An 18,783-nucleotide genomic window follows, 5' to 3' on the forward strand; every position below is an offset into this window, starting at 1 on the left:
ATTTTTGCTATGAACATCCGGAGTTCTCTGTTGTTGGGTACTTCTTTTTTGTTGGGTACGGGTACCGTAGGGGCCCGGCAAATCAGAAGACCGCACATTATTCTGATTATGACCGATCAGCAGCGGGGGGATTGCCTGGGAGTGCAGCATTCTGTTGTAAAGACGCCGAATCTGGATGCACTGGCCCGGGAAGGTTTTTGTTTTGACAGGGGATATTCGACTACTCCTAGTAGTACGCCGGCCCGGGCAGCCCTGTTGACCGGTTTGTCGCCCTGGCATCACGGTATGATGGGATACGGAGTGGTGGCGGAACATTATCGTTATGAAATGCCCCGGATGTTGCGGGAGAACGGGTACTACACATTTGGTATCGGTAAGATGCATTGGTTTCCCCAAAAGACTTTACATGGATTTCATGGAACATTGGTGGATGAAAGCGGACGTGTAGAGCAAAATGGGTTTGTAAGTGATTATCGCGACTGGTTTAAATTGAATGCACCCGGTCAAAATCCGGATGCACTCGGTATCGGCTGGAATGATCATAAAGGAGGGGTTTATCCGCTGGATGAAAAATTGCATCCGACTTGGTGGACCGGGGAAATGGCTGTGGAATTTATTCATCATTATAAATCGGATAAACCTTTATTCCTGAAAGTATCTTTTGCCCGTCCCCACAGCCCGTACGACCCGCCTCAGCGCTATCTGGATATGTACAGTGAGGTAAAAATTCCGGAACCGGCTATCGGGGAATGGGCTGCTGGGTTTGCTGATCGTCCGCAAACGGCTGATGCTGCTTTCGGGGATTTTGGCGTAGAACATGCCGTAGAGTCGAGGCGGTATTATTATGCAGCGATTACCTTTGTCGACGATCAGATTGGAAGGGTAATACAAGCGTTGAAGGAGGAAGGATTATATGAGGATGCTGTCATTTGCTTTGTGTCCGATCACGGAGATATGCTGGGCGATCATTACCATTGGCGGAAAACGTATGCTTATGAAGGTTCTTCACATATCCCTTATCTGCTGCGTTTACCTGCCTGGATGCAGGGCGAAAGAAAACAGGGAGAACATTTATCCCATGTCGTGGAATTGAGAGATATATTGCCGACCTTTCTGGACATTGCCGGAGCAGAAATTCCGGAGGATTTGGACGGGGCTTCTTTGTTGCCTTTGTTAAGGGAAAAACATGCCCGCTGGCGTGAATACATCGATCTGGAACATGCCACTTGCTATAATGCGGACAATTACTGGTGCGGGCTGACAGACGGAAAAATGAAATACATCTGGTTTTTTCGTACAGGAGAAGAGCAATTGTTTGATCTGAGCCGGGACCCGCAGGAAAAGACAGACCTTTCCGCCCAGAAAGAATATCGTAAAGTTTTGGAATTGTGGAGAAAGCGGATGATTGAACATTTAGAAGAAAGAGGAGAGGAATTTGTAAAAGACGGACAGTTGCAAAAACTTCAGAATACCTATTTATACAGTCCGAATTATCCCCAGGATAAGCGGTCGAAAAGGGATAAGCTGAAAGACTGGAAAAGAGACAGTCGTTTTGAAGAATAAAAATGGGTAAAATTTAAGTATTTTCCGGCTTTTAAACTCAGAACGTTCATAAGGTCCGGAGGATGCATGTAAGATAGACTTTAAATTAAAGATTTATATTTGTACCATTAATTCAAATGAGGTAAACCCTGTATTTTTAGGAGTAAATAAGGGAAAAGTACTTCTCAAAAGGGGAAATCCGGTGAACGGATACTTTCCCCTTTCCTTTTCAAAAAAATATATTGAATCTATATTTTTTTTCAAAAAAAATGTATATTTGTGCAACCGATTGCATAAACGAATGGAGTTAAAACGTAAAAAGATATCGATTTATGATATTGCCAGGGTATTGAATATTTCCGGTTCAACGGTATCCCGCGCCCTGCAGGATCATCCTGCCATTAGTAAGGAGATGAAAGCGTTGGTTAAGAAAACGGCCCGGGAGATGAATTATAAGCCGAATACGGTAGCGGTGAATTTAAAGCGGGGAAAATGCAATACGGTAGGGGTAGTCGTACCAAGCATAAACCGGAATTTTTTTGCATCCGCCATAGAAGGTATAGAAGAGGAAGTAAATAAAGTAGGATATGATGTGTTGATTTGTCAATCGCAGGATCTGTATGAAAAAGAGAAGAAAGTGATCAGTTCTCTATCACAGGGAAAGGTGGATGGCGTCATTGCTTCCATTGCTGCCGGAACCCGGGATTATACCCATTTTAATAGTCTGGAGACTTATGGGATACCTTTGGTGCTTTTCGACCGGGTAGCGGAAGGAATTAATGCCGGAATGGTAACCGTGGACGATTACCGGGGTGCTTACCGGGTGGTAAAGCATTTGCTGGCGCAGGGGAAAAAGCGTATTTTTCATTATGCCGGGTTTCAGCACGTTTCTGTGTGGAGAAACCGGTATAAAGGCTATATAGATGCATTGAAAGAGTATGGGATTGAGCCGGAGAAAGACTGGGTAGTTGTAGGGAATATTACGCGGGAAGAAGGGGAAGCTGTGGCACGTAAAATACTGAGAATGAAAAATAAGCCGGATGCCTTGTTTTGTACCAGTGACTTTGTTGCATTGGGAGCTATGTTAGAGTTCCTGAAGAATGGGGTAAAAATCCCGGAAGATATGGCGATATGCGGATTTGCTAACGAACCTTTTGATGAGTTGCTGCAACCTTCCCTGAGTTCTGTCGATCAGTTCAGTAAAAAGATGGGACAGCAGGCCGCCCGTATGTTGCTCGACCGGTTGAACGGGGAATCCTGGGTAAATATTATACTGGACCCGGAATTAATTGTACGCGAATCTTCCAGAGTCACTCAATCATAAAAAGAAAGTTACTGAAAGAATAAAGGTAAATGCAATCGATAATCTAAAGAATTAAACAATATCAGTCATGGAAATAAACTACGAAGTTCGTTATGCCTCCCATCCTCAGGATGCGAAGACTTATGATACCAGTCGCCTCAGGCAGGAGTTTTTAATAGAAAATCTGATGCAGCCGGATCATATTCAGCTGGTATACAGCATGTACGATCGCCTAATTGTGGGGGGAGCTGTGCCGGTGAAGGAAGAACTGGAGTTGTGTCCGGTTGATCCCTTAAAAGCAGCTTTTTTTCTGCACCGCAGGGAGTTGGGAATTATTAATGTGGGGGGAACGGGATGGGTTTCGGTAGAAGGTGAAAAATTTGAGTTGGGGTATAAAGAAGCTTTATATATAGGGAAGGGAGACCGGAAGGTCGTTTTTAGCAGTAAGGACAGTGCTTGTCCGGCTCACTTTTATTTTAATTCGGCTCCGGCCCATACCACTTATCCGGACCGGAAGATCACGAAGGCTGAAGCTGTGGTGGCGGAGATGGGCAGTTTGGAGGAAAGTAATCATCGGGTGATTAATAAATTAATTGTCAGTCCGGTATTGCCGACTTGTCAGTTACAGATGGGAATGACCGAGTTGAAGCCGGGAAGTGTATGGAACACAATGCCCGCTCATACGCACGATCGTCGTATGGAGGCTTATTTTTATTTTGAAGTTCCGGAAAAGCAGGCTGTCTGTCATTTTATGGGAGAACCGGAAGAGACGCGTCACATCTGGATGAAAAATGAGGAAGCTGTAATTTCCCCGGTATGGTCGATTCACTCGGCTTGTGCCACTTCAAATTATACATTTATATGGGGGATGGCAGGAGAAAATCTGGATTACGGGGATATGGATATGGCTGCCCCTCAGGATTTAAAGTAGAAAGCTTTTGTAAAATAAAGATTACGTCTGTTTTAAAAATAGAATACCATGAAAGGTTTGGAATTATTCGATTTGACCGGTAAGGTTGCGTTGGTAACCGGCAGTTCACACGGATTGGGTATGGCAATTGCTACTGCTTTGGCTCAGGCCGGGGCTACGTTGGTCATCAATGGTGCTTCTTCTGCCGGAAAGCTGGCAGATGCTGTAAAGGAATATGCCGGAAAAGGGATTCAGGCCCGCGCTTATTTATTTGATGTGACGGACGAACAGCAGGTGGCGGAATATATTCCAAAAATAGAACGGGAGGTCGGGCCTATCGATATTCTGGTAAACAATGCCGGGATAATTAAACGGATACCGGCTTTGGAAATGTCTTTAGCGGATTGGCAGCAAGTGATTCGTACTGATTTGACCGGACCTTTTTTAATGTCGAAAATGGTGGCTAGAGGGATGAAAGAAAGAGGGGGCGGAAAAATCATCAATATGTGTTCCATGATGAGTGAAGTTGGAAGGGATACCGTGAGTGCCTATGCTGCTGCCAAAGGAGGGTTGAAAATGCTGACCAAAAATCTGGCAACAGAATGGGCGCGTTATAATATCCAGGTGAACGGAATCGGACCGGGCTATTTCGCTACTTCCCAAACCGCTCCGATTCGGGTAAATGGGCATCCTTTCCATGAGTTTATTGTAAAACGGACACCGGCAGGACGTTGGGGAAATCCGGAAGATTTGGGCGGAACGGCTATTTTTCTGGCTTCATCCGCTTCCGATTTTGTTACAGGACAGGTGGTGTATGTGGACGGAGGCATTTTAGCTTCCCTGGGAAAAGCTGCAAATGAAGATTAGATAATTGTTTAATTCAGATGATCCGATATATGAAGAAATCTATTGTATGGGTTTTGTTATTGAGTATGACAATGGGGTGTAGTCCGGAATCCGGAGTACGGGTAAAGGTGAAGAATCCGATCCGCCTAGACCGTCAGAAAGAAACGGTTGAAATTCAATGGAGTGATTTAAACGGAAAATTAAGGGGGTTAAGTGATACGAGTATCGTGGTTTTGAGTCCCGAAGGGAGAGAAATACCTTCCCAGGTCCTTTTCCGGGGACAATCACAACCTCAGGCTCTTATTTTTCAGGTGGATGTTGAGCCGACTTCAGAGGCTGTGTACCGGATTGTGTCCGGGACTCCTCAGGCATACGAATCGCAGGCATACGGGCGTTTTGTACCGGAACGAATGGACGATTATGCTTGGGAAAATAATCTGGTCGGGCACCGGATGTACGGACCTGCCTTGGAGGCTACGGGAGAGATCAGTAATGGAATTGACGTTTGGGTGAAAAAAACAGGAGAGTTGCTGATTGACGAATGGTACCGTACCGGAGATTATCACAAAGATCATGGAAAGGGAATGGATTGTTATAAAGTCGGACGTACGCTGGGGGCAGGTGCTATGGCTCCGTATAAAGACGGAAAGATTGTATGGGGGAATAATTATGTCTGTCAGCGGACCCTGGACAATGGTCCAGTCCGGGTTAGTTTCCGCTTGGATTATGCTCCTTTTAAAGTAGGGGAGGAGGAGGTAAGGGAGACCCGTATCATTTCTTTGGATGCCAACGACCGGTTTAACCGGATAGAAGAACATTATGCCGGTGTGCGGGAAGGTATGGAAGTCGTTGCCGGAATTGTCGTCCGTCCGGAGCCCGGACAGGTAGTAAAGGAAGCGAAAAACGGGTTTATGGGGTACTGGGAACCTCAGAATAATGATAATGGAGATAATAACGGACATTTAGCTGTGGGCGTAATCTTTTTGCAGCCGGTGAAAGAGATTATTGAAAATGAAGGGCATTTGCTCGGAAAGGCGGATTATTGTGCGGAAGAACCCTTTGTATATTATATGGGGTCCGGTTGGAGTAAAGGGGGGGTCGAATCTTCAGAAGCCTGGTTTACAATGCTGGAGCAGGAAAAAGAGAAACGGATCCATCCTTTGCAGGTTAGCTTGGAGTAGAGAGTTAAGGGAAAGGGAGAACCAATAAAAATATCGGGTTTAATACAAGATAAAAAAAGTAAATATGAGTAATAAAGTAGTTACTTTCGGAGAAATTATGCTGCGTTTAGCGACCCCGGCTTATCTGCGTTTTACGCAGGCGGGGGAATATACGGCCACATTCGGAGGAGGGGAAGCCAATGTAGCGGTATCTTTGGCCAATTACGGAATACAGACGGAATTTGTAAGCCGTTTGCCGGAAAATGATATTGCGAAAGCTTGTCTTATGGATTTGCGGAAGTTTGGGGTAGGGACTACCCATATCTTATTCGGAGGGGAACGAATGGGAATTTATTTCCTGGAGACAGGCGCTGTGGCCCGGGGAAGCAAAGTGATATACGACAGGGCGCATTCTGCGGTATCGGAGATAGAACAGGGAATGATCGACTGGGAAAAAGTTTTCCGGGGGGCAAACTGGTTTCACTGGACCGGGATTACGCCGGCTTTATCACAGGGAGCGGCGGATGTGTGTCTGGAAGCCATCCGATGGGCCCGCAAAATGGGATTGACGGTTTCCTGTGATTTGAATTATCGCAAAAATTTGTGGAAATACGGGAAAAAGGCTGCAGAGGTTATGCCTGCATTAGTGGAAGGTTGCGATGTGATCTTGGGAAATGAAGAAGATGCGGAAAAGGTATTTGGTATAAAGCCGGAAGGATTTGATGTTATTGCCACCGAAGGTAAAGTCAATGCCGCTGAATTTGAGTCAGTATGTAAGCAGTTGAAAGAGCGGTTTCCATTGGCCCGTAAGATCGTCATTACGTTAAGGGGATCGGTAAATGCCAATCACAATACGTGGGGCGGTGTGCTCTATGACGGTAAAAAGTTGTATATATCCAGGTGTTACGATATTACACATATTGTAGACCGGGTCGGTGGAGGGGATGCTTTTATGGGCGGATTGATATACGGTTTGTTGACTTATATCGGTGATGACCAAAGGGCTTTGGAATATGCTGTGGCAGCTTCCTGTCTGAAACATACCGTTTACGGGGATTTTAACCGGGTGACGGTGGAAGAAGTGGAGAAATTAATGGAAGGGGACGCTTCCGGAAGGGTAGCCAGATAAATAATAAAATAAACTGAAATGGCAAGATTTACAAGAATAGAAGTCGCTTTAAAAATGTCGGAATGTGGAATTATTCCGGTGTTTTACCATCCGGATATTCAGGTCTGTAAAGAAGTAATGCGGGTGGCTTATACAGCGGGGGCCCGGGTTTTTGAATTCACCAACCGGGGCGATTTTGCCCAGGAGTTATTCGGGGAATTGAATAAATGGGCTGAACGGGAATTGCCGGAAATGATTCTGGGTGTCGGTTCGGTTGTAGATGCATCTACAACGGCTTTATATTTGCAGCTGGGAGCTAATTTTGTGGTTTCGCCTTTGTTAAATGAAGAGATGGCTAGGGTATGCAACCGCCGGAAAGTTTTGTGGAGCCCTGGTTGCGGTTCACTGACAGAGATTGGAAAGGCTGAAGAACTGGGAGCGGAGATTGTAAAAATATTTCCCGGGGCCGCTGTTGGAGGACCTGCTTTTGTGAAGGCGGTTAAAGGGCCTTGTCCGTGGAGCAGTATCATGCCTACCGGCGGAGTAGAGCCGACAGAAGAGAATCTGGAGGCCTGGTTTAAAGCAGGGGTAACCTGTGTCGGAATGGGGTCGAATTTGTTTCCGAAATCAAAAATTCAGGCGGGCAATTGGGAAGAATTGACGGCTTTTGTCAAGGATTGTTATGCTATTTTACACCGAGTGAGGACCCGCTTAAAAAAATAAAAATGAAATTCAGGGATTGCCGTTTTATCGGAATTATCATTTGTGCAATCGTATTCGCGGCCTGTACCTCCGGAGGAACGAAAGTCCGGGTACTCAAATTAGCCCACGGTCTGGATCAGGCACACTCTCTTCACAAAGGGATGGTCTTTATGGCCGATCGGTTACGGGAGATTTCCGGAGGAAAAATGCGGGTAGATATCTATCCCGGGGCACAATTGGGATCGGAGACTCAGAACATCGAACTGGTACAAATCGGGAGTCTGGCTATGGCAAAAGTGTCGACGGCTTCTCTGGAAGGTTTTGTGGAGGAATATAAGGTATTCGGTATTCCTTATATTTTCAGATCCAAAGCCCATCTTTTTCGCGTATTGGAAGGAGAAATCGGGAAAGAATTGCAGACAAGTACCGAGAAATACCTTTTCCGGGGCTTGGGATATTTTGATGCAGGGGCCCGCAGTTTTTATACCATGAAAAAACCGGTTTTAAAACCGGAGGATCTGAAAGGAATGAAAATCCGGGTGATGAAGAGTCCGGTAGCTGTCGCTATGATGCAGGCTTTTGGAGGATCGGCCACTCCTATTTCCTGGCCGGAATTGTATACGGCCTTGCAAAGCGGTGTAGTAGACGGGGCTGAAAATAATCTGCCTTCCTTTGTCACTTCCCATCATCACGAAATATCTAAATACTTTACGGTTAATGAACATACGATGTTGCCGGATGTATTAATTATCAGCAAGGTGGTGTGGGATAAATTGAGCCCTCAGGAACAGCGATGGCTGAAGCAGGCGGTAGCGGAAGCCGTCGTTTATCAGCGCAGATTGTGGGCACAGCAGGAAGAAGAGGCCATGGAAACAGCCCGGGGAAATGGAGTGGAAATTTATTTTCCGGATAAGAAGCCTTTTATGGAAAGGGTGGTTTCTATGCGGGAGATGTTCCGGGAAAATGAACGGGTTTACCGGATGATTCAGCGGATTGAAGTCATCCCGGATACGAATGTTTTACAAACAGAAAAGAAGAGATAATGCTTCGGAAGACTATTGATAAAATATTGGGAAACCTGCTGGCTTTTCTATTGGCTGTATTGGTACTGGATGTATTATGGCAGGTTTTCAGCCGTTATGTATTAGTCGCACCCAGTTCGTATACGGATGAGTGCGCCGGTTATTTGCTGATATGGGTGGGATTATTGGGGGCGGCTTATGTCAGCGGGCAAAAGGAACATTTGGCTATCGATATAATTTTGCACAAATCGGGAAGGAAGACCCGGCGGATACTGGAGATTTTGATTTCTGTTTTTACCCTGCTGTTTGCATTGACCGTAATGGTCACCGGCGGGGCCTGGCTGATGTATACCCGGTTTATGCTGGAGGTTACCTCCGCTTCCTTAGAATTGAATATGGGGTATGTCTATTCTGTTTTACCTTTAAGTGGCGGATTGATAATGTATTATGAGATAGACAGTTTAGTGAAATATAAAAGAGACCGTTAAAAAGTGTGTGTCTTTTGATTCTGGAGAATATGGATATTGCAGGTATTTTAATATTGGTAATTAGTTTTTTTCTGCTTCTGGGGATAGGAGTTCCCGTAGCTTATAGTATTGGAATTTCGGGCGTACTGACCATGCTGGTGAGTATCGATTCTTTGCCGGCTTTTACGACTTATGCGATGACGATGGCTTCGGGCCTGGATAGTTTTACTTTATTGGCTATTCCTTTTTTCGTTTTGGCAGGGAATATCATGAATAGCGGTGGCATTGCTTTGAGGTTGGTGAATTTCGCGAAAGTTTTGGTAGGACCTTTACCCGGTGGTTTGGCGTTTGTAACGGTAATGGCAAACATGTTGTTCGGTGCTATTTCGGGTTCAGCGGCTGCTTCGGCTTCGGCTATCGGAAGCATTATGGGAAAGGAAATGAAGAAGGCGGGTTACGATGAAAATTTCAGTGCTGCAGTAAATATCTCTTCCGCTACTACGGGTTTATCCATACCGCCCAGTAATGTACTGATTGTTTATTCTTTGGCTAGCGGGGGAGTATCTATTTCAGCTTTGTTCTTAGCCGGATATCTCCCTGGAATACTGACAGGTATCGCCATTATGCTGGTAGCGGGCTGGGTGGCTTATCATAAAAAGTATCCGGTAGGAAAAAGAGTTCCTTTCCGTCAGGCTTTAAACGTTTTTGCTGCAGCACTTCCCAGTTTGTTGCTGTTGGTTATCGTGATCGGAGGAATTATTGCCGGGATATTTACGGCTACAGAGGCGTCAGCAATTGCGGTATTGTATGCTTTACTCTTGTCGTTTATATATAAAGAGATAAAATGGAAGGATTTACCGGAAATATTGCTGGTATCGGTGAAAACGACGGCTATTGTGTTGTTGTTGGTGGCGACTTGTACGGGTTTGTCATGGATTATGTCGTATGAAAATATTCCGCAGACTGTCAGCCGGGGATTGTTGGAATTGAGCCATAATCCGGTGGTCATTTTGTTGATTATCAATTTGCTTTTATTGGTGGTCGGAATGTTTATGGATATGACTCCTGCCATTTTGATATTTACGCCTATATTTTTGCCGGTTGTTACCCAGTTTGGGATGGATCCCATTCATTTTGGGATAATGATGGTCGTCAATTTGAGTGTAGGATTATGTACTCCTCCGGTAGGCTCGGTTTTGTTTATCGGTTGCAGTGTGGCAAAAGTCAGAATCGAGAATGTACTGAAACCGTTGGTTCCGATATTTGTAGCTATGTTTATTGTTTTAATGTTGGTTACTTATATTCCTCAGATCAGCTTATGGATACCTCATTTGTTCGGTTTCTAAGGGAATAAGGATAAAAAATAGATAAAAATGATGTTTGACATAAAAGACAGGGTTGCTGTGATAACGGGTGGTTACGGCGTATTGGGTTCGTCTATGGCCCGTTGTTTGGCCCGGCAGGGGGCAAGGGTTGTTATTTTGGGAAGAAGGGCAGAAAAAGGAGAGGCATTAGTGGAAGAGCTGAAAGCCTTAGGGGTGGAAGCTTGTTTCGGGAAAGCGGATGTTTTAAATAAAAGTGAGGTAGAGGAGGTATGTTCGGCTGTTGTAAACCGGTGGGGACGTGTGGATATACTGATTAATGCGGCGGGCGGAAATATCGCAGGGGCAACGATTGCTCCCGGACAGACTGTTTTGGATATGGATATAGAAGCTTATCAGCAGGTGTTGGAATTGAATTTGAAAGGAACCGTCGTTCCGACTTTGGTCTTCGGTGCTCAGATGGCCCGGCAGAAAAAAGGTTCTGTTATTAATATTTCTTCCATGACAGCTCAGTCGGTTGTCACGCGCGTAGTAGGCTATTCTTCTGCAAAGGCCGGTATAGATAATTTTACCAAATGGGTAGCTGTAGAATTTGCGAAGAAATTCGGGGAAGGTATTCGGGTAAATGCGATTGCTCCCGGTTTTTTCCTGACAGAGCAAAACAGAACATTGATGACCTTACCGGATGGGTCGTATTCAGAAAGGGCCAGGGAGGTTATCCGGGCAACTCCTTTCGGCCGTTTGGGAAAACCGGAAGAACTGAATGGAGCGGTTGTCTTTCTGGCGAGTGATGATTCCTGTTTTATGACAGGGACGGTATTACCGGTAGACGGAGGTTTTAGTATTTTCAGCGGGGTGTGAGTTCAGAAAAGAGATATTTTTAAAATTTTGGAAATGAATACTTATCAATTTGAGCAGAGTTTCCGGTGGTATGGGCCGAATGATGTGGTCAGTCTGTCGGATATCCGTCAGGCCGGAGCTACAGCTGTCGTCAATGCCCTTCACCACATTGCCCCCGGGGAAGTGTGGACAGTGGAAGAGATTCGGAAACGGAAGGCAATGATAGAAGCTGCCGGACTGAGTTGGACAGTGGTAGAGAGTTTACCGGTGAGTGAAGAAATAAAGACAAGGGCTCCCGGTTATGAAAAGCACATCGGACATTATAAGCAAAGTATACGGAATCTGGCGGCATGCGGGATAAAGGTGGTGACTTATAATTTTATGCCTGTTCTCGACTGGACCCGTACTTCTGTCGTATATGAAACGGAAGATGGATCCCTGGCGCTCCGTTTTGAACGGGCGGCCTTCGTGGCTTTTGATTTGTATATATTACAGCGGGAAAATGCTTCTCGGGATTATACGCCGGAGGAGATAAAACGGGCCGGGGACCGGTATGCCCGAATGACGGAACAGGAAAAACGGGTGTTGGTGAAGAGCATACTGATGGGATTACCGGGGGCGGATAAAAGCTTTACGGAGCAAGCCATCCGGGAAGGTTTAGCATTGTATAGGAATATAGATGAAGAGCAATTGCGGCAGAACCTGATCGGTTTTTTGAAAGAAGTAGCTCCCGTGGCCGACGAAGCCGGTATACGGCTGGCTATTCATCCTGACGATCCTCCCTATAAATTATTGGGGTTACCCCGTATTATGAGCACCCGGACCGATTTTGAACAATTGGTGAAAGCCGTACCCAACCCGTCCAACGGATTGTGTTTTTGTACGGGCTCTTTCAGTGTGCGGGCAGATAACGATTTACCCCTTATGGCGAAAGAGTTGGGTGACCGGATTTATTTTGTGCACCTGAGGAGTACACAGCGGGATGAATGGGGAAATTTTTATGAAGCCTATCATTTGGAAGGCAGTATCGATATGTATGCCATCGTCCGGAATCTGATAGAGGTGATGAACAGACGGAAAGAGATTTTGCCTATGCGTCCCGATCACGGGCATCAGATGCTGGATGATTTAAAGAAAACAACTTATCCCGGTTATTCCGCCATCGGTCGTCTGAGGGGGCTGGCAGAAATAAGGGGATTGGAAGTGGGAATTGCCCGTACACTTGGATATCTTTAAAGAACCGACCTATGTTTATAGACGAACATTTTTTACTTGAAAACGAGTTTGCGGAAGAACTTTTTCAGCAGCATGCCGCTTCTTTACCGATTATTGATTATCACAATCATTTAAATCCCCGGGATATTGCGGAAGACCGTCAGTTTACTTCACTGACAGAGTTGTGGTTGGGAGGGGATCATTATAAATGGCGTTTATTGCGTGCCAATGGAGTAGAGGAAAAATATATTACAGGAAAAGAAGATGACTTTGCAAAGTTTATGAAATGGGCAGAGACGTTACCGTATGCTATGCGGAATCCTCTGTACCATTGGAGCCACCTGGAATTGAAACGTTATTTCGGAATAGACGATTTACTGAATAAAGAGAATGCCGGATCGGTTTACCGGCGTTGTAATGCTTTATTGAAAGAACGGGAGTTCTCAGTAAGGCATTTATTGCTACGGATGAAGGTAGAAATCTTGTGTACAACGGATGATCCTGCAGACAATCTGGAATTTCATGAGCAGATTGCGGCTCATCCTTTTGGGGTAAAAGTATTGCCGGCCTGGCGACCGGATAAGGTGATGGCGGTGGAGGACGGAACGGCTTACCGGCAATACCTGGAAAAGCTGGGGTGTGCTGCGGACATGGAAATCCGGCATTGGGCAGATTTATTGGAAGCTATAGACCGCCGGATGTGTTATTTCCATCAACGGGGTTGCCGGTTGTCGGATCATGGATTATACGCTTTTCCCGGAGCTGATTTCAGCGACGGCACTTTGGAATGTTTATTCAATAAACTTTTGAAGGGACAGAATTTAACGGCAGAAGAAACTGGCATATTTCAGGCAGGCATGTTGTATCAGTTAGCGGTGCGGAACTACCGGATGGGTTGGGCACAACAATTTCATGTGGGAGCGATCCGTAACAATAATATCCGTTTGTATAAAGTGCTGGGGGCTGATATCGGATGCGATTCAATTGCCGACCGGCCGATGGCGGAAGCTTTGTCTAAATTTTTGGGACGTTTGGATGCGGAGGGGAAACTGGCGCGTACAATCCTCTATCATTTGAATCCGAAAGATGCGGAGGTCATGATGTCGATGGCATATAATTTTAACGACGGATCAGTAGCGGGAAAAATGCAGTATGGGGCTGCTTGGTGGTTCCTCGATCAGATGGAGGGGATTATCCGGCAGTTGAATGTGCTTTCTAACGGGGGATTATTGAGTCGTTTTGTCGGTATGTTGACGGATTCCCGCAGTTTTCTTTCTTTTTCTAGGCATGAGTATTTCCGGCGTATTTTGTGTAATATGCTGGGGACAGATCTGAAAAGGGGAATATTGCCCCGTGAGGCTTTGGATTTTGTAGGACAGATGACCGAGGATATTTGTTACCGGAATGCCAAAGAATATTTTTTCAATCATTGAGAAGTTTATAAAAGTGTATAGGGAGAACAAAAAGTATAAACCGGAAATAAAATACAGTATATGCGAAAAAAGTTTGTATTATTTCTGATCGGGATCGTTTATGTGATTGCCGGATTACGGGCAGAAGGAAGGCTCGTCAGCACTTTTAATGACGGCTGGCAGTTTAAAAAAGGACCTTTCCCGGAAGATCCTGTAAAATGGCAGGCAGCTTGGGAAAAGGGTTGGACGGAAGTCAAAATACCGCATACCTGGAATGCCCGGGATATGCAGGAATATCACAATCAGTTTTATGCCGGTCCGGCATATTACCGTAAACGGTTACAGGTATTGTCCGGTTGGAAAGGGAAAAGGGTGTTCCTGCGTTTTGAAGGAATCGGACAAGTTGCTGATTTGTACATAAACGGGGTATATGCGGGTAATCATCTGGGAGGGTATTCGGCTTGTGCATTTGATGTGACTTCTTTGTTGAAGTTCGGGGAGGAGAATGAAATTCTGGTCCGGGCAGACAATCGTTCCCGTCCCGATGTGATTCCGGTCAATCACAATCTCTTCGGGGTGTATGGCGGAATTTACCGTCCGGTTGAGCTGATTGTCACGGAGCCTGTTCACATTGCTGTGACAGATTATGCTTCTCCGGGGGTATATATTACCCAGAAAAATGTTTCGGCCCGCCAGGCAGATGTAAGTGTGAGAGTCAAAATTGATAATCAGTTGGGAATAACCTGTGAAATGAGACTGGAAAATACTATTTATGATGCTGGAGGAAAGGTGTGCGAAGTACAGGAAGAGCAAATAAGGGTATTACCTCAGGGAGAACAGGAATTTATACAGCATTTCCGGATTAAAAAACCTCATTTGTGGAAAGGGCGCCCTGATCCCTATCTGTATAAGGTGGTTACCCGTTTGATACAGGACGGACAAGTCCGGGACGAAGTGGTACAACCCTTGGGATTGCGGAAATATGAGGTAATTGCCGGAAAAGGGTTTTATTTAAACGGCGAAAAATATCCCATGTACGGAGTAACGCGCCATCAGGATTGGTGGGGATTGGGCAGTGCTTTGGAAAGAGAGCAGCACGATGCGGATTTGGCTGCTATTATGGATATCGGGGCCACAACTGTCCGTTTGGCTCATTATCAGCAGTCGGATTATTTTTATTCCCGTTGCGATAGCCTGGGATTGATTATCTGGGCCGAAATTCCTTTTGTAAACCGCGTGAGTACTCAGGAAGGACCGAATGCAAAAGAGCAATTGAGGGAATTAATCCGCCAGAGTTTTAATCATCCCTCGATTTATGTCTGGGGTTTACACAATGAAGTATATGCCCCTCAGGCTTATACGGCAGCTTTGACCCGGCAATTACACGATGTGGCGAAAACAGAAGACCCGTACCGGTATACGGTTTCTGTAAATGGATACGGGCATATGGAACATCCGGTAAATTTAAATGCCGACATACAGGGAATGAACCGGTATTTCGGTTGGTACGAAAAGAATATACAGGATATTAAGCCTTGGATTGAGAATTTAGAGGCCCGTTTCCCGGACCATAAGCTGATGCTCACGGAGTACGGTGCAGATGCCAATATTGCTCACCAAACGGAATATATAGGTGAGTCCCTGGATTGGACAAAAGAATTTTACCCCGAGACTTTTCAGACTAAAACTCATGAATACCAGTGGGGAATTATAGCACAACATCCGTATATAATTGCTTCCTATCTGTGGAATATGTTTGATTTTGCTGTTCCCATGTGGAAAAGGGGCGGAGTGGAGGCCCGTAATATGAAAGGTTTGGTTACTTTCGACCGGAAGGTGAAAAAAGATGCTTATTTCTGGTATAAGGCAAATTGGAGTAAAGAGACTGTGGTATACATTACACAACGTCGCTTGAAAGAAAGAGAAAAACAACAGACAGAGGTGACAGTATATTCGAACGCAGGCCGTCCGGATTTATATGTAAACGGCGTCCTTCAGGCTCCCGCCAGACAGGGATATACATCGGTGCATTTTATTTTTGAGCATGTCGGCCTTCAAAAAGGGGAAAATATATTGAAAGCAGTTGTAAAACAAGGAGATAAAATTTATACAGACCAGATTGAGTGGCAATATGAACGGGAGCGGAAAGCCGGGGAAGCTGTTCCTTTGGATAAAAGTACGGAACATTGGGGATTTTGATTAATGAAATCCTCCCGGTTTATTTACTATTTGCATATTCTCATTTCATAAAAACGAGTAGAATTCCGAAAGTATGCTGCTTTCTGATTAAATTATTGAAGAAAAAATGAAACGTAAATTAGCATTAACTGTTGTTTTTTTAGGGTTATATTTTATTGTCTCCGGACAGGTCCCGGAAGAAATCCCGCTGAAATATGGCAGCAGCCGGGAAGGGAAGCGTACCGATGCCGCCATGCAGCATTGGCGGGATAACCGCTTCGGGCAATTTATCCATTTCGGTTTGTATTCTTTGGCAGGTGGCTACTGGAAAGGAAAATATAGGGAAGGTGCTGCTGAATGGATAAAAAGTAATGCCCGTATTTCCGATGCGGATTACGAAGCGTTGACACAGCAATTTGTCCTGTCTGAATTCGATGCAAAAGAATGGGCGCGCATTGCCAAAGAAATGGGGGTAAAATATTCTGTCATAACGACGAAACATCACGAAGGGTTTTGCTTATGGCCCAGCGCGTATACGGAATACGATGTTGCCAATACCCCTTTCGGGCGCGATTTATTGAAAGAATATGTAGAAGCTTATACGAAAGAAGGGATAGAGGTATATTTTTATTACTCTATTATCGACTGGAATCATCCGGATTGGCGTTCAAGGGTAGAGACGGCAGAAGACAGTCTCGCTTTTTTCCGTTATTGTGATTTTATGAATAAGCAAATTACGGAATTGATGACTTTTTATCCTGAAGTAAAGGGCTTTTGGTTTGACGGGACCTGGGATAAATCGGTGGTTAAATTCGGGAAGATTACCTGGGATATTGAACAATTGATGCATCGTATAAATCCTGCTATCATTTGTGGGAGCCGGTTGAGGGTAGATGAAAGAGGTGCCCGGCATTTTGATACGAACGGGAAATTGATGGGAGATTACGAACAGGGATGGGAAAGGAGTTTACCGGAAAAAACGCCGCAGAACGACTGGGAATGTGTAATGACAATACCTGAAAATCAATGGGGATATCAGGCTGATTGGCGGGGACATATTAAAAGCCCTGCGGAAATCATTGAGATGTTGGCAGCTGCTACTTCTATGAGCGGAAATTTTGTATTGAATTTCGGTCCGAAAGGAGATGGGAGTATACGGGAGGAGGAAAAACAAATGGCAAGAGAAGTGGGGAAATGGATGCGAATCAACGGAGAGGCTATTTATGGATGTGAAGGAGTCCCTTTCAAAACGCAAAAATGGGGATATTATACACAGAACCGGACTTCCGGTTCTGTGTATATGGTAGTGTCTTATCCTCCGGTGGCCGGGGTATTGAAGGTCGTGTTGCCTGCGGGGGTCGTCGTTGAAAAGGGTGTTGTGCTGGGAAATGAAACCATAGAGCTGAAAGCAGAGAAAAGTACAAAAAATGAATTTATTATTCCGGCTCCGGAAATAAATACCGGTTTCCCTTATGTGATCCGGCTGAGGTTGAAGAAAGGGGATTCCGTCGGGAATTATGTAGCGCCGAAAATATAATTAAAATCTTGTATAAGTTATGAAAAAAGGAATTAGTATTGTTTGCCTGCTCATCGGAATCAGTTTGTTTGTGCGGGGAGAAGGATATTCTGCTGCTTGGACGCCGGAAGAGGTGAGCCGGGTGATGAAACAGGTTGCGGACTGGCAGATCGGACATTTTGAAGAAGTAAAACACCGGCGGACGGACTGGACCAATGCTGCTCTTTATCTGGGAATGTTTCAGTGGGCAACCCTGGCAGAAGAAAAGGGGGATTCTACGTATTTTGAATGGCTGATGAAAATCGGGAACCGCAATTACTGGCAGCCGGGAGGAAGAATGTATCATGCCGACGATATTGCTGTGAGTCAGTTGTATCTGGATATGTATAAAAAATATGGGAAAAAAAGCATGATCCAGCCTACACTGGCCCGGACAGATTGGGTAATCGCCCATCCTTCCCAGGGCTCGTTTGAACTGGATTATCGCCAACCGGAAACATTGGAGCGCTGGACCTGGTGTGATGCGCTGTTTATGGCTCCGGCTGTATATGCCCGTTTGTATGTGATGAGGGGGGATAAAAAATACATCCGTTTTATGGAGCGGGAATTTAAAGAAACCTATAAACAATTGTTCGATGAAGCTGAAGATTTGTTTTACCGGGACCGTCGTTACCTGAATGAAAAGGAAGCAAACGGGGCGAAAGTATTCTGGGGAAGGGGGAACGGTTGGGTAATGGGAGGTTTGTGCCAGCTGTTGGAGCAGTTGCCGGCGAAAAGTAAATACCGGGATTTTTATGAGGATTTGTTTGTCCGGATGGCAGAACGGATTGCAGACTTACAACAGGCGGATGGATTTTGGCGGGCCAGTTTGTTAGATCCGCAAAGTTATCCTGCTCCTGAGACCAGCGGTACGGGTTTCTTTGTATATGCTTTGGCTTATGGCATCAATCAGGGTATCCTGCCCGCAGAAAAATTTCTTCCTGTAGTGGAAAAAGGCTGGAAAGCCCTGGTATCCGCAGTGGAAGAGAATGGTAAACTGGGATATGTACAGCCTATTGGTGCTGATCCGAAAAAAGTGAAGCGGGAAATGACAGAAGTGTATGGAGTCGGGGCATTCTTACTGACCGGTTGTGAGATATACCGGATGTGTCATGACCGCAAAGGAAGTAAATGAAAAATGTCCTGAACCTTTATTGACAAACTGACTAATAGTGGAGGTAATCCTGATGGAGCCAATGGT

16 protein-coding genes are annotated in these 18,783 nt (G+C 45.3%); all 16 read left to right on the plus strand.

The genetic code is table 11. From position 1 onward, the window contains the following. Positions 1-9 precede the first annotated feature (9 nt). Positions 10-1,563, plus strand: coding sequence for an arylsulfatase (locus tag Q0465_RS11085; protein WP_298616213.1), 1,554 nt, complete (start codon positions 10-12; stop codon positions 1,561-1,563). Positions 1,564-1,843: 280 nt separating this feature from the next. Continuing rightward, the gene (locus Q0465_RS11090; RefSeq protein ID WP_298616215.1) at positions 1,844-2,866 is read left to right on the plus strand and encodes a LacI family DNA-binding transcriptional regulator; all 1,023 of its coding nucleotides are present in this window, start codon (positions 1,844-1,846) and stop codon (positions 2,864-2,866) included. A gap of 67 nt (positions 2,867-2,933) precedes the next feature. Continuing rightward, entirely contained in the window at positions 2,934-3,776 is an 843-nt protein-coding gene (gene kduI, locus Q0465_RS11095; protein ID WP_298616217.1) for a 5-dehydro-4-deoxy-D-glucuronate isomerase, read from the plus strand. 57 nt (positions 3,777-3,833) lie between these two features. Next, positions 3,834-4,622, plus strand: coding sequence for a gluconate 5-dehydrogenase (locus Q0465_RS11100; RefSeq protein WP_298616327.1), 789 nt, complete (start codon positions 3,834-3,836; stop codon positions 4,620-4,622). Between the two features lie 29 nt (positions 4,623-4,651). After that, positions 4,652-5,782, plus strand: coding sequence for a DUF4861 family protein (locus Q0465_RS11105; protein WP_298616219.1), 1,131 nt, complete (start codon positions 4,652-4,654; stop codon positions 5,780-5,782). Between the two features lie 64 nt (positions 5,783-5,846). Beyond that, on the plus strand, positions 5,847-6,890 hold the full coding sequence (locus tag Q0465_RS11110; RefSeq protein WP_298616222.1) for a sugar kinase: 1,044 nt from the start codon (positions 5,847-5,849) through the stop codon (positions 6,888-6,890). An 18-nt stretch (positions 6,891-6,908) separates the two neighbouring features. Continuing rightward, positions 6,909-7,592, plus strand: coding sequence for a bifunctional 4-hydroxy-2-oxoglutarate aldolase/2-dehydro-3-deoxy-phosphogluconate aldolase (locus tag Q0465_RS11115; RefSeq protein WP_298616223.1), 684 nt, complete (start codon positions 6,909-6,911; stop codon positions 7,590-7,592). Between the two features lie 2 nt (positions 7,593-7,594). After that, positions 7,595-8,614, plus strand: a complete 1,020-nt coding sequence (locus Q0465_RS11120; RefSeq protein WP_298616224.1) for a TRAP transporter substrate-binding protein — start codon at positions 7,595-7,597, stop codon at positions 8,612-8,614. Next, positions 8,614-9,081, plus strand: a complete 468-nt coding sequence (locus Q0465_RS11125; protein ID WP_298616226.1) for a TRAP transporter small permease — start codon at positions 8,614-8,616, stop codon at positions 9,079-9,081. The genes Q0465_RS11120 and Q0465_RS11125 overlap by 1 nt, the downstream gene beginning before the upstream one ends. A gap of 29 nt (positions 9,082-9,110) precedes the next feature. Continuing rightward, the gene (locus Q0465_RS11130) at positions 9,111-10,406 is read left to right on the plus strand and encodes a TRAP transporter large permease (protein WP_367274311.1); all 1,296 of its coding nucleotides are present in this window, start codon (positions 9,111-9,113) and stop codon (positions 10,404-10,406) included. Positions 10,407-10,427: 21 nt separating this feature from the next. Then, positions 10,428-11,243, plus strand: coding sequence for an SDR family oxidoreductase (locus Q0465_RS11135; RefSeq protein ID WP_298616330.1), 816 nt, complete (start codon positions 10,428-10,430; stop codon positions 11,241-11,243). A gap of 33 nt (positions 11,244-11,276) precedes the next feature. Next, positions 11,277-12,458: a mannonate dehydratase gene (gene uxuA, locus Q0465_RS11140; RefSeq protein WP_298616230.1), complete on the plus strand. Its 1,182-nt coding sequence runs from the start codon at positions 11,277-11,279 to the stop codon at positions 12,456-12,458. Positions 12,459-12,469: 11 nt separating this feature from the next. Next, the gene (gene uxaC / locus Q0465_RS11145; protein ID WP_298616232.1) at positions 12,470-13,870 is read left to right on the plus strand and encodes a glucuronate isomerase; all 1,401 of its coding nucleotides are present in this window, start codon (positions 12,470-12,472) and stop codon (positions 13,868-13,870) included. A gap of 60 nt (positions 13,871-13,930) precedes the next feature. Beyond that, entirely contained in the window at positions 13,931-16,048 is a 2,118-nt protein-coding gene (locus Q0465_RS11150; protein ID WP_298616234.1) for a glycoside hydrolase family 2 protein, read from the plus strand. A gap of 106 nt (positions 16,049-16,154) precedes the next feature. After that, a complete protein-coding gene (locus Q0465_RS11155; protein WP_298616236.1) occupies positions 16,155-17,564 on the plus strand; it encodes an alpha-L-fucosidase in 1,410 nt (469 codons plus the stop codon). A gap of 19 nt (positions 17,565-17,583) precedes the next feature. Next, positions 17,584-18,717 (plus strand): glycoside hydrolase family 88 protein, encoded by a 1,134-nt coding sequence (locus tag Q0465_RS11160; RefSeq protein WP_298616238.1) that lies wholly within the window; start codon positions 17,584-17,586, stop codon positions 18,715-18,717. Positions 18,718-18,783: the final 66 nt, after the last annotated feature.

The sequence above is a fragment of the uncultured Odoribacter sp. genome (assembly GCF_937966165.1).
Classification (GTDB): domain Bacteria; phylum Bacteroidota; class Bacteroidia; order Bacteroidales; family Marinifilaceae; genus Culturomica.

What these genes read in the sequence shown, in the direction of transcription:
- kduI (WP_298616217.1), top strand. Translation starts at nt 2,934, where the DNA reads ATGGAAATAAACTACGAAGTTCGTTATGCCTCCCATCCTCAGGATGCG.
- uxuA (WP_298616230.1), top strand. Translation starts at nt 11,277, where the DNA reads ATGAATACTTATCAATTTGAGCAGAGTTTCCGGTGGTATGGGCCGAAT.
- Q0465_RS11160 (WP_298616238.1), top strand. Translation starts at nt 17,584, where the DNA reads ATGAAAAAAGGAATTAGTATTGTTTGCCTGCTCATCGGAATCAGTTTG.
- Q0465_RS11155 (WP_298616236.1), top strand. Translation starts at nt 16,155, where the DNA reads ATGAAACGTAAATTAGCATTAACTGTTGTTTTTTTAGGGTTATATTTT.
- Q0465_RS11085 (WP_298616213.1), top strand. Translation starts at nt 10, where the DNA reads ATGAACATCCGGAGTTCTCTGTTGTTGGGTACTTCTTTTTTGTTGGGT.
- Q0465_RS11130 (WP_367274311.1), top strand. Translation starts at nt 9,111, where the DNA reads ATGGATATTGCAGGTATTTTAATATTGGTAATTAGTTTTTTTCTGCTT.
- Q0465_RS11090 (WP_298616215.1), top strand. Translation starts at nt 1,844, where the DNA reads ATGGAGTTAAAACGTAAAAAGATATCGATTTATGATATTGCCAGGGTA.
- Q0465_RS11150 (WP_298616234.1), top strand. Translation starts at nt 13,931, where the DNA reads ATGCGAAAAAAGTTTGTATTATTTCTGATCGGGATCGTTTATGTGATT.
- Q0465_RS11110 (WP_298616222.1), top strand. Translation starts at nt 5,847, where the DNA reads ATGAGTAATAAAGTAGTTACTTTCGGAGAAATTATGCTGCGTTTAGCG.
- Q0465_RS11115 (WP_298616223.1), top strand. Translation starts at nt 6,909, where the DNA reads ATGGCAAGATTTACAAGAATAGAAGTCGCTTTAAAAATGTCGGAATGT.
- Q0465_RS11125 (WP_298616226.1), top strand. Translation starts at nt 8,614, where the DNA reads ATGCTTCGGAAGACTATTGATAAAATATTGGGAAACCTGCTGGCTTTT.
- Q0465_RS11105 (WP_298616219.1), top strand. Translation starts at nt 4,652, where the DNA reads ATGAAGAAATCTATTGTATGGGTTTTGTTATTGAGTATGACAATGGGG.
- uxaC (WP_298616232.1), top strand. Translation starts at nt 12,470, where the DNA reads ATGTTTATAGACGAACATTTTTTACTTGAAAACGAGTTTGCGGAAGAA.
- Q0465_RS11120 (WP_298616224.1), top strand. Translation starts at nt 7,595, where the DNA reads ATGAAATTCAGGGATTGCCGTTTTATCGGAATTATCATTTGTGCAATC.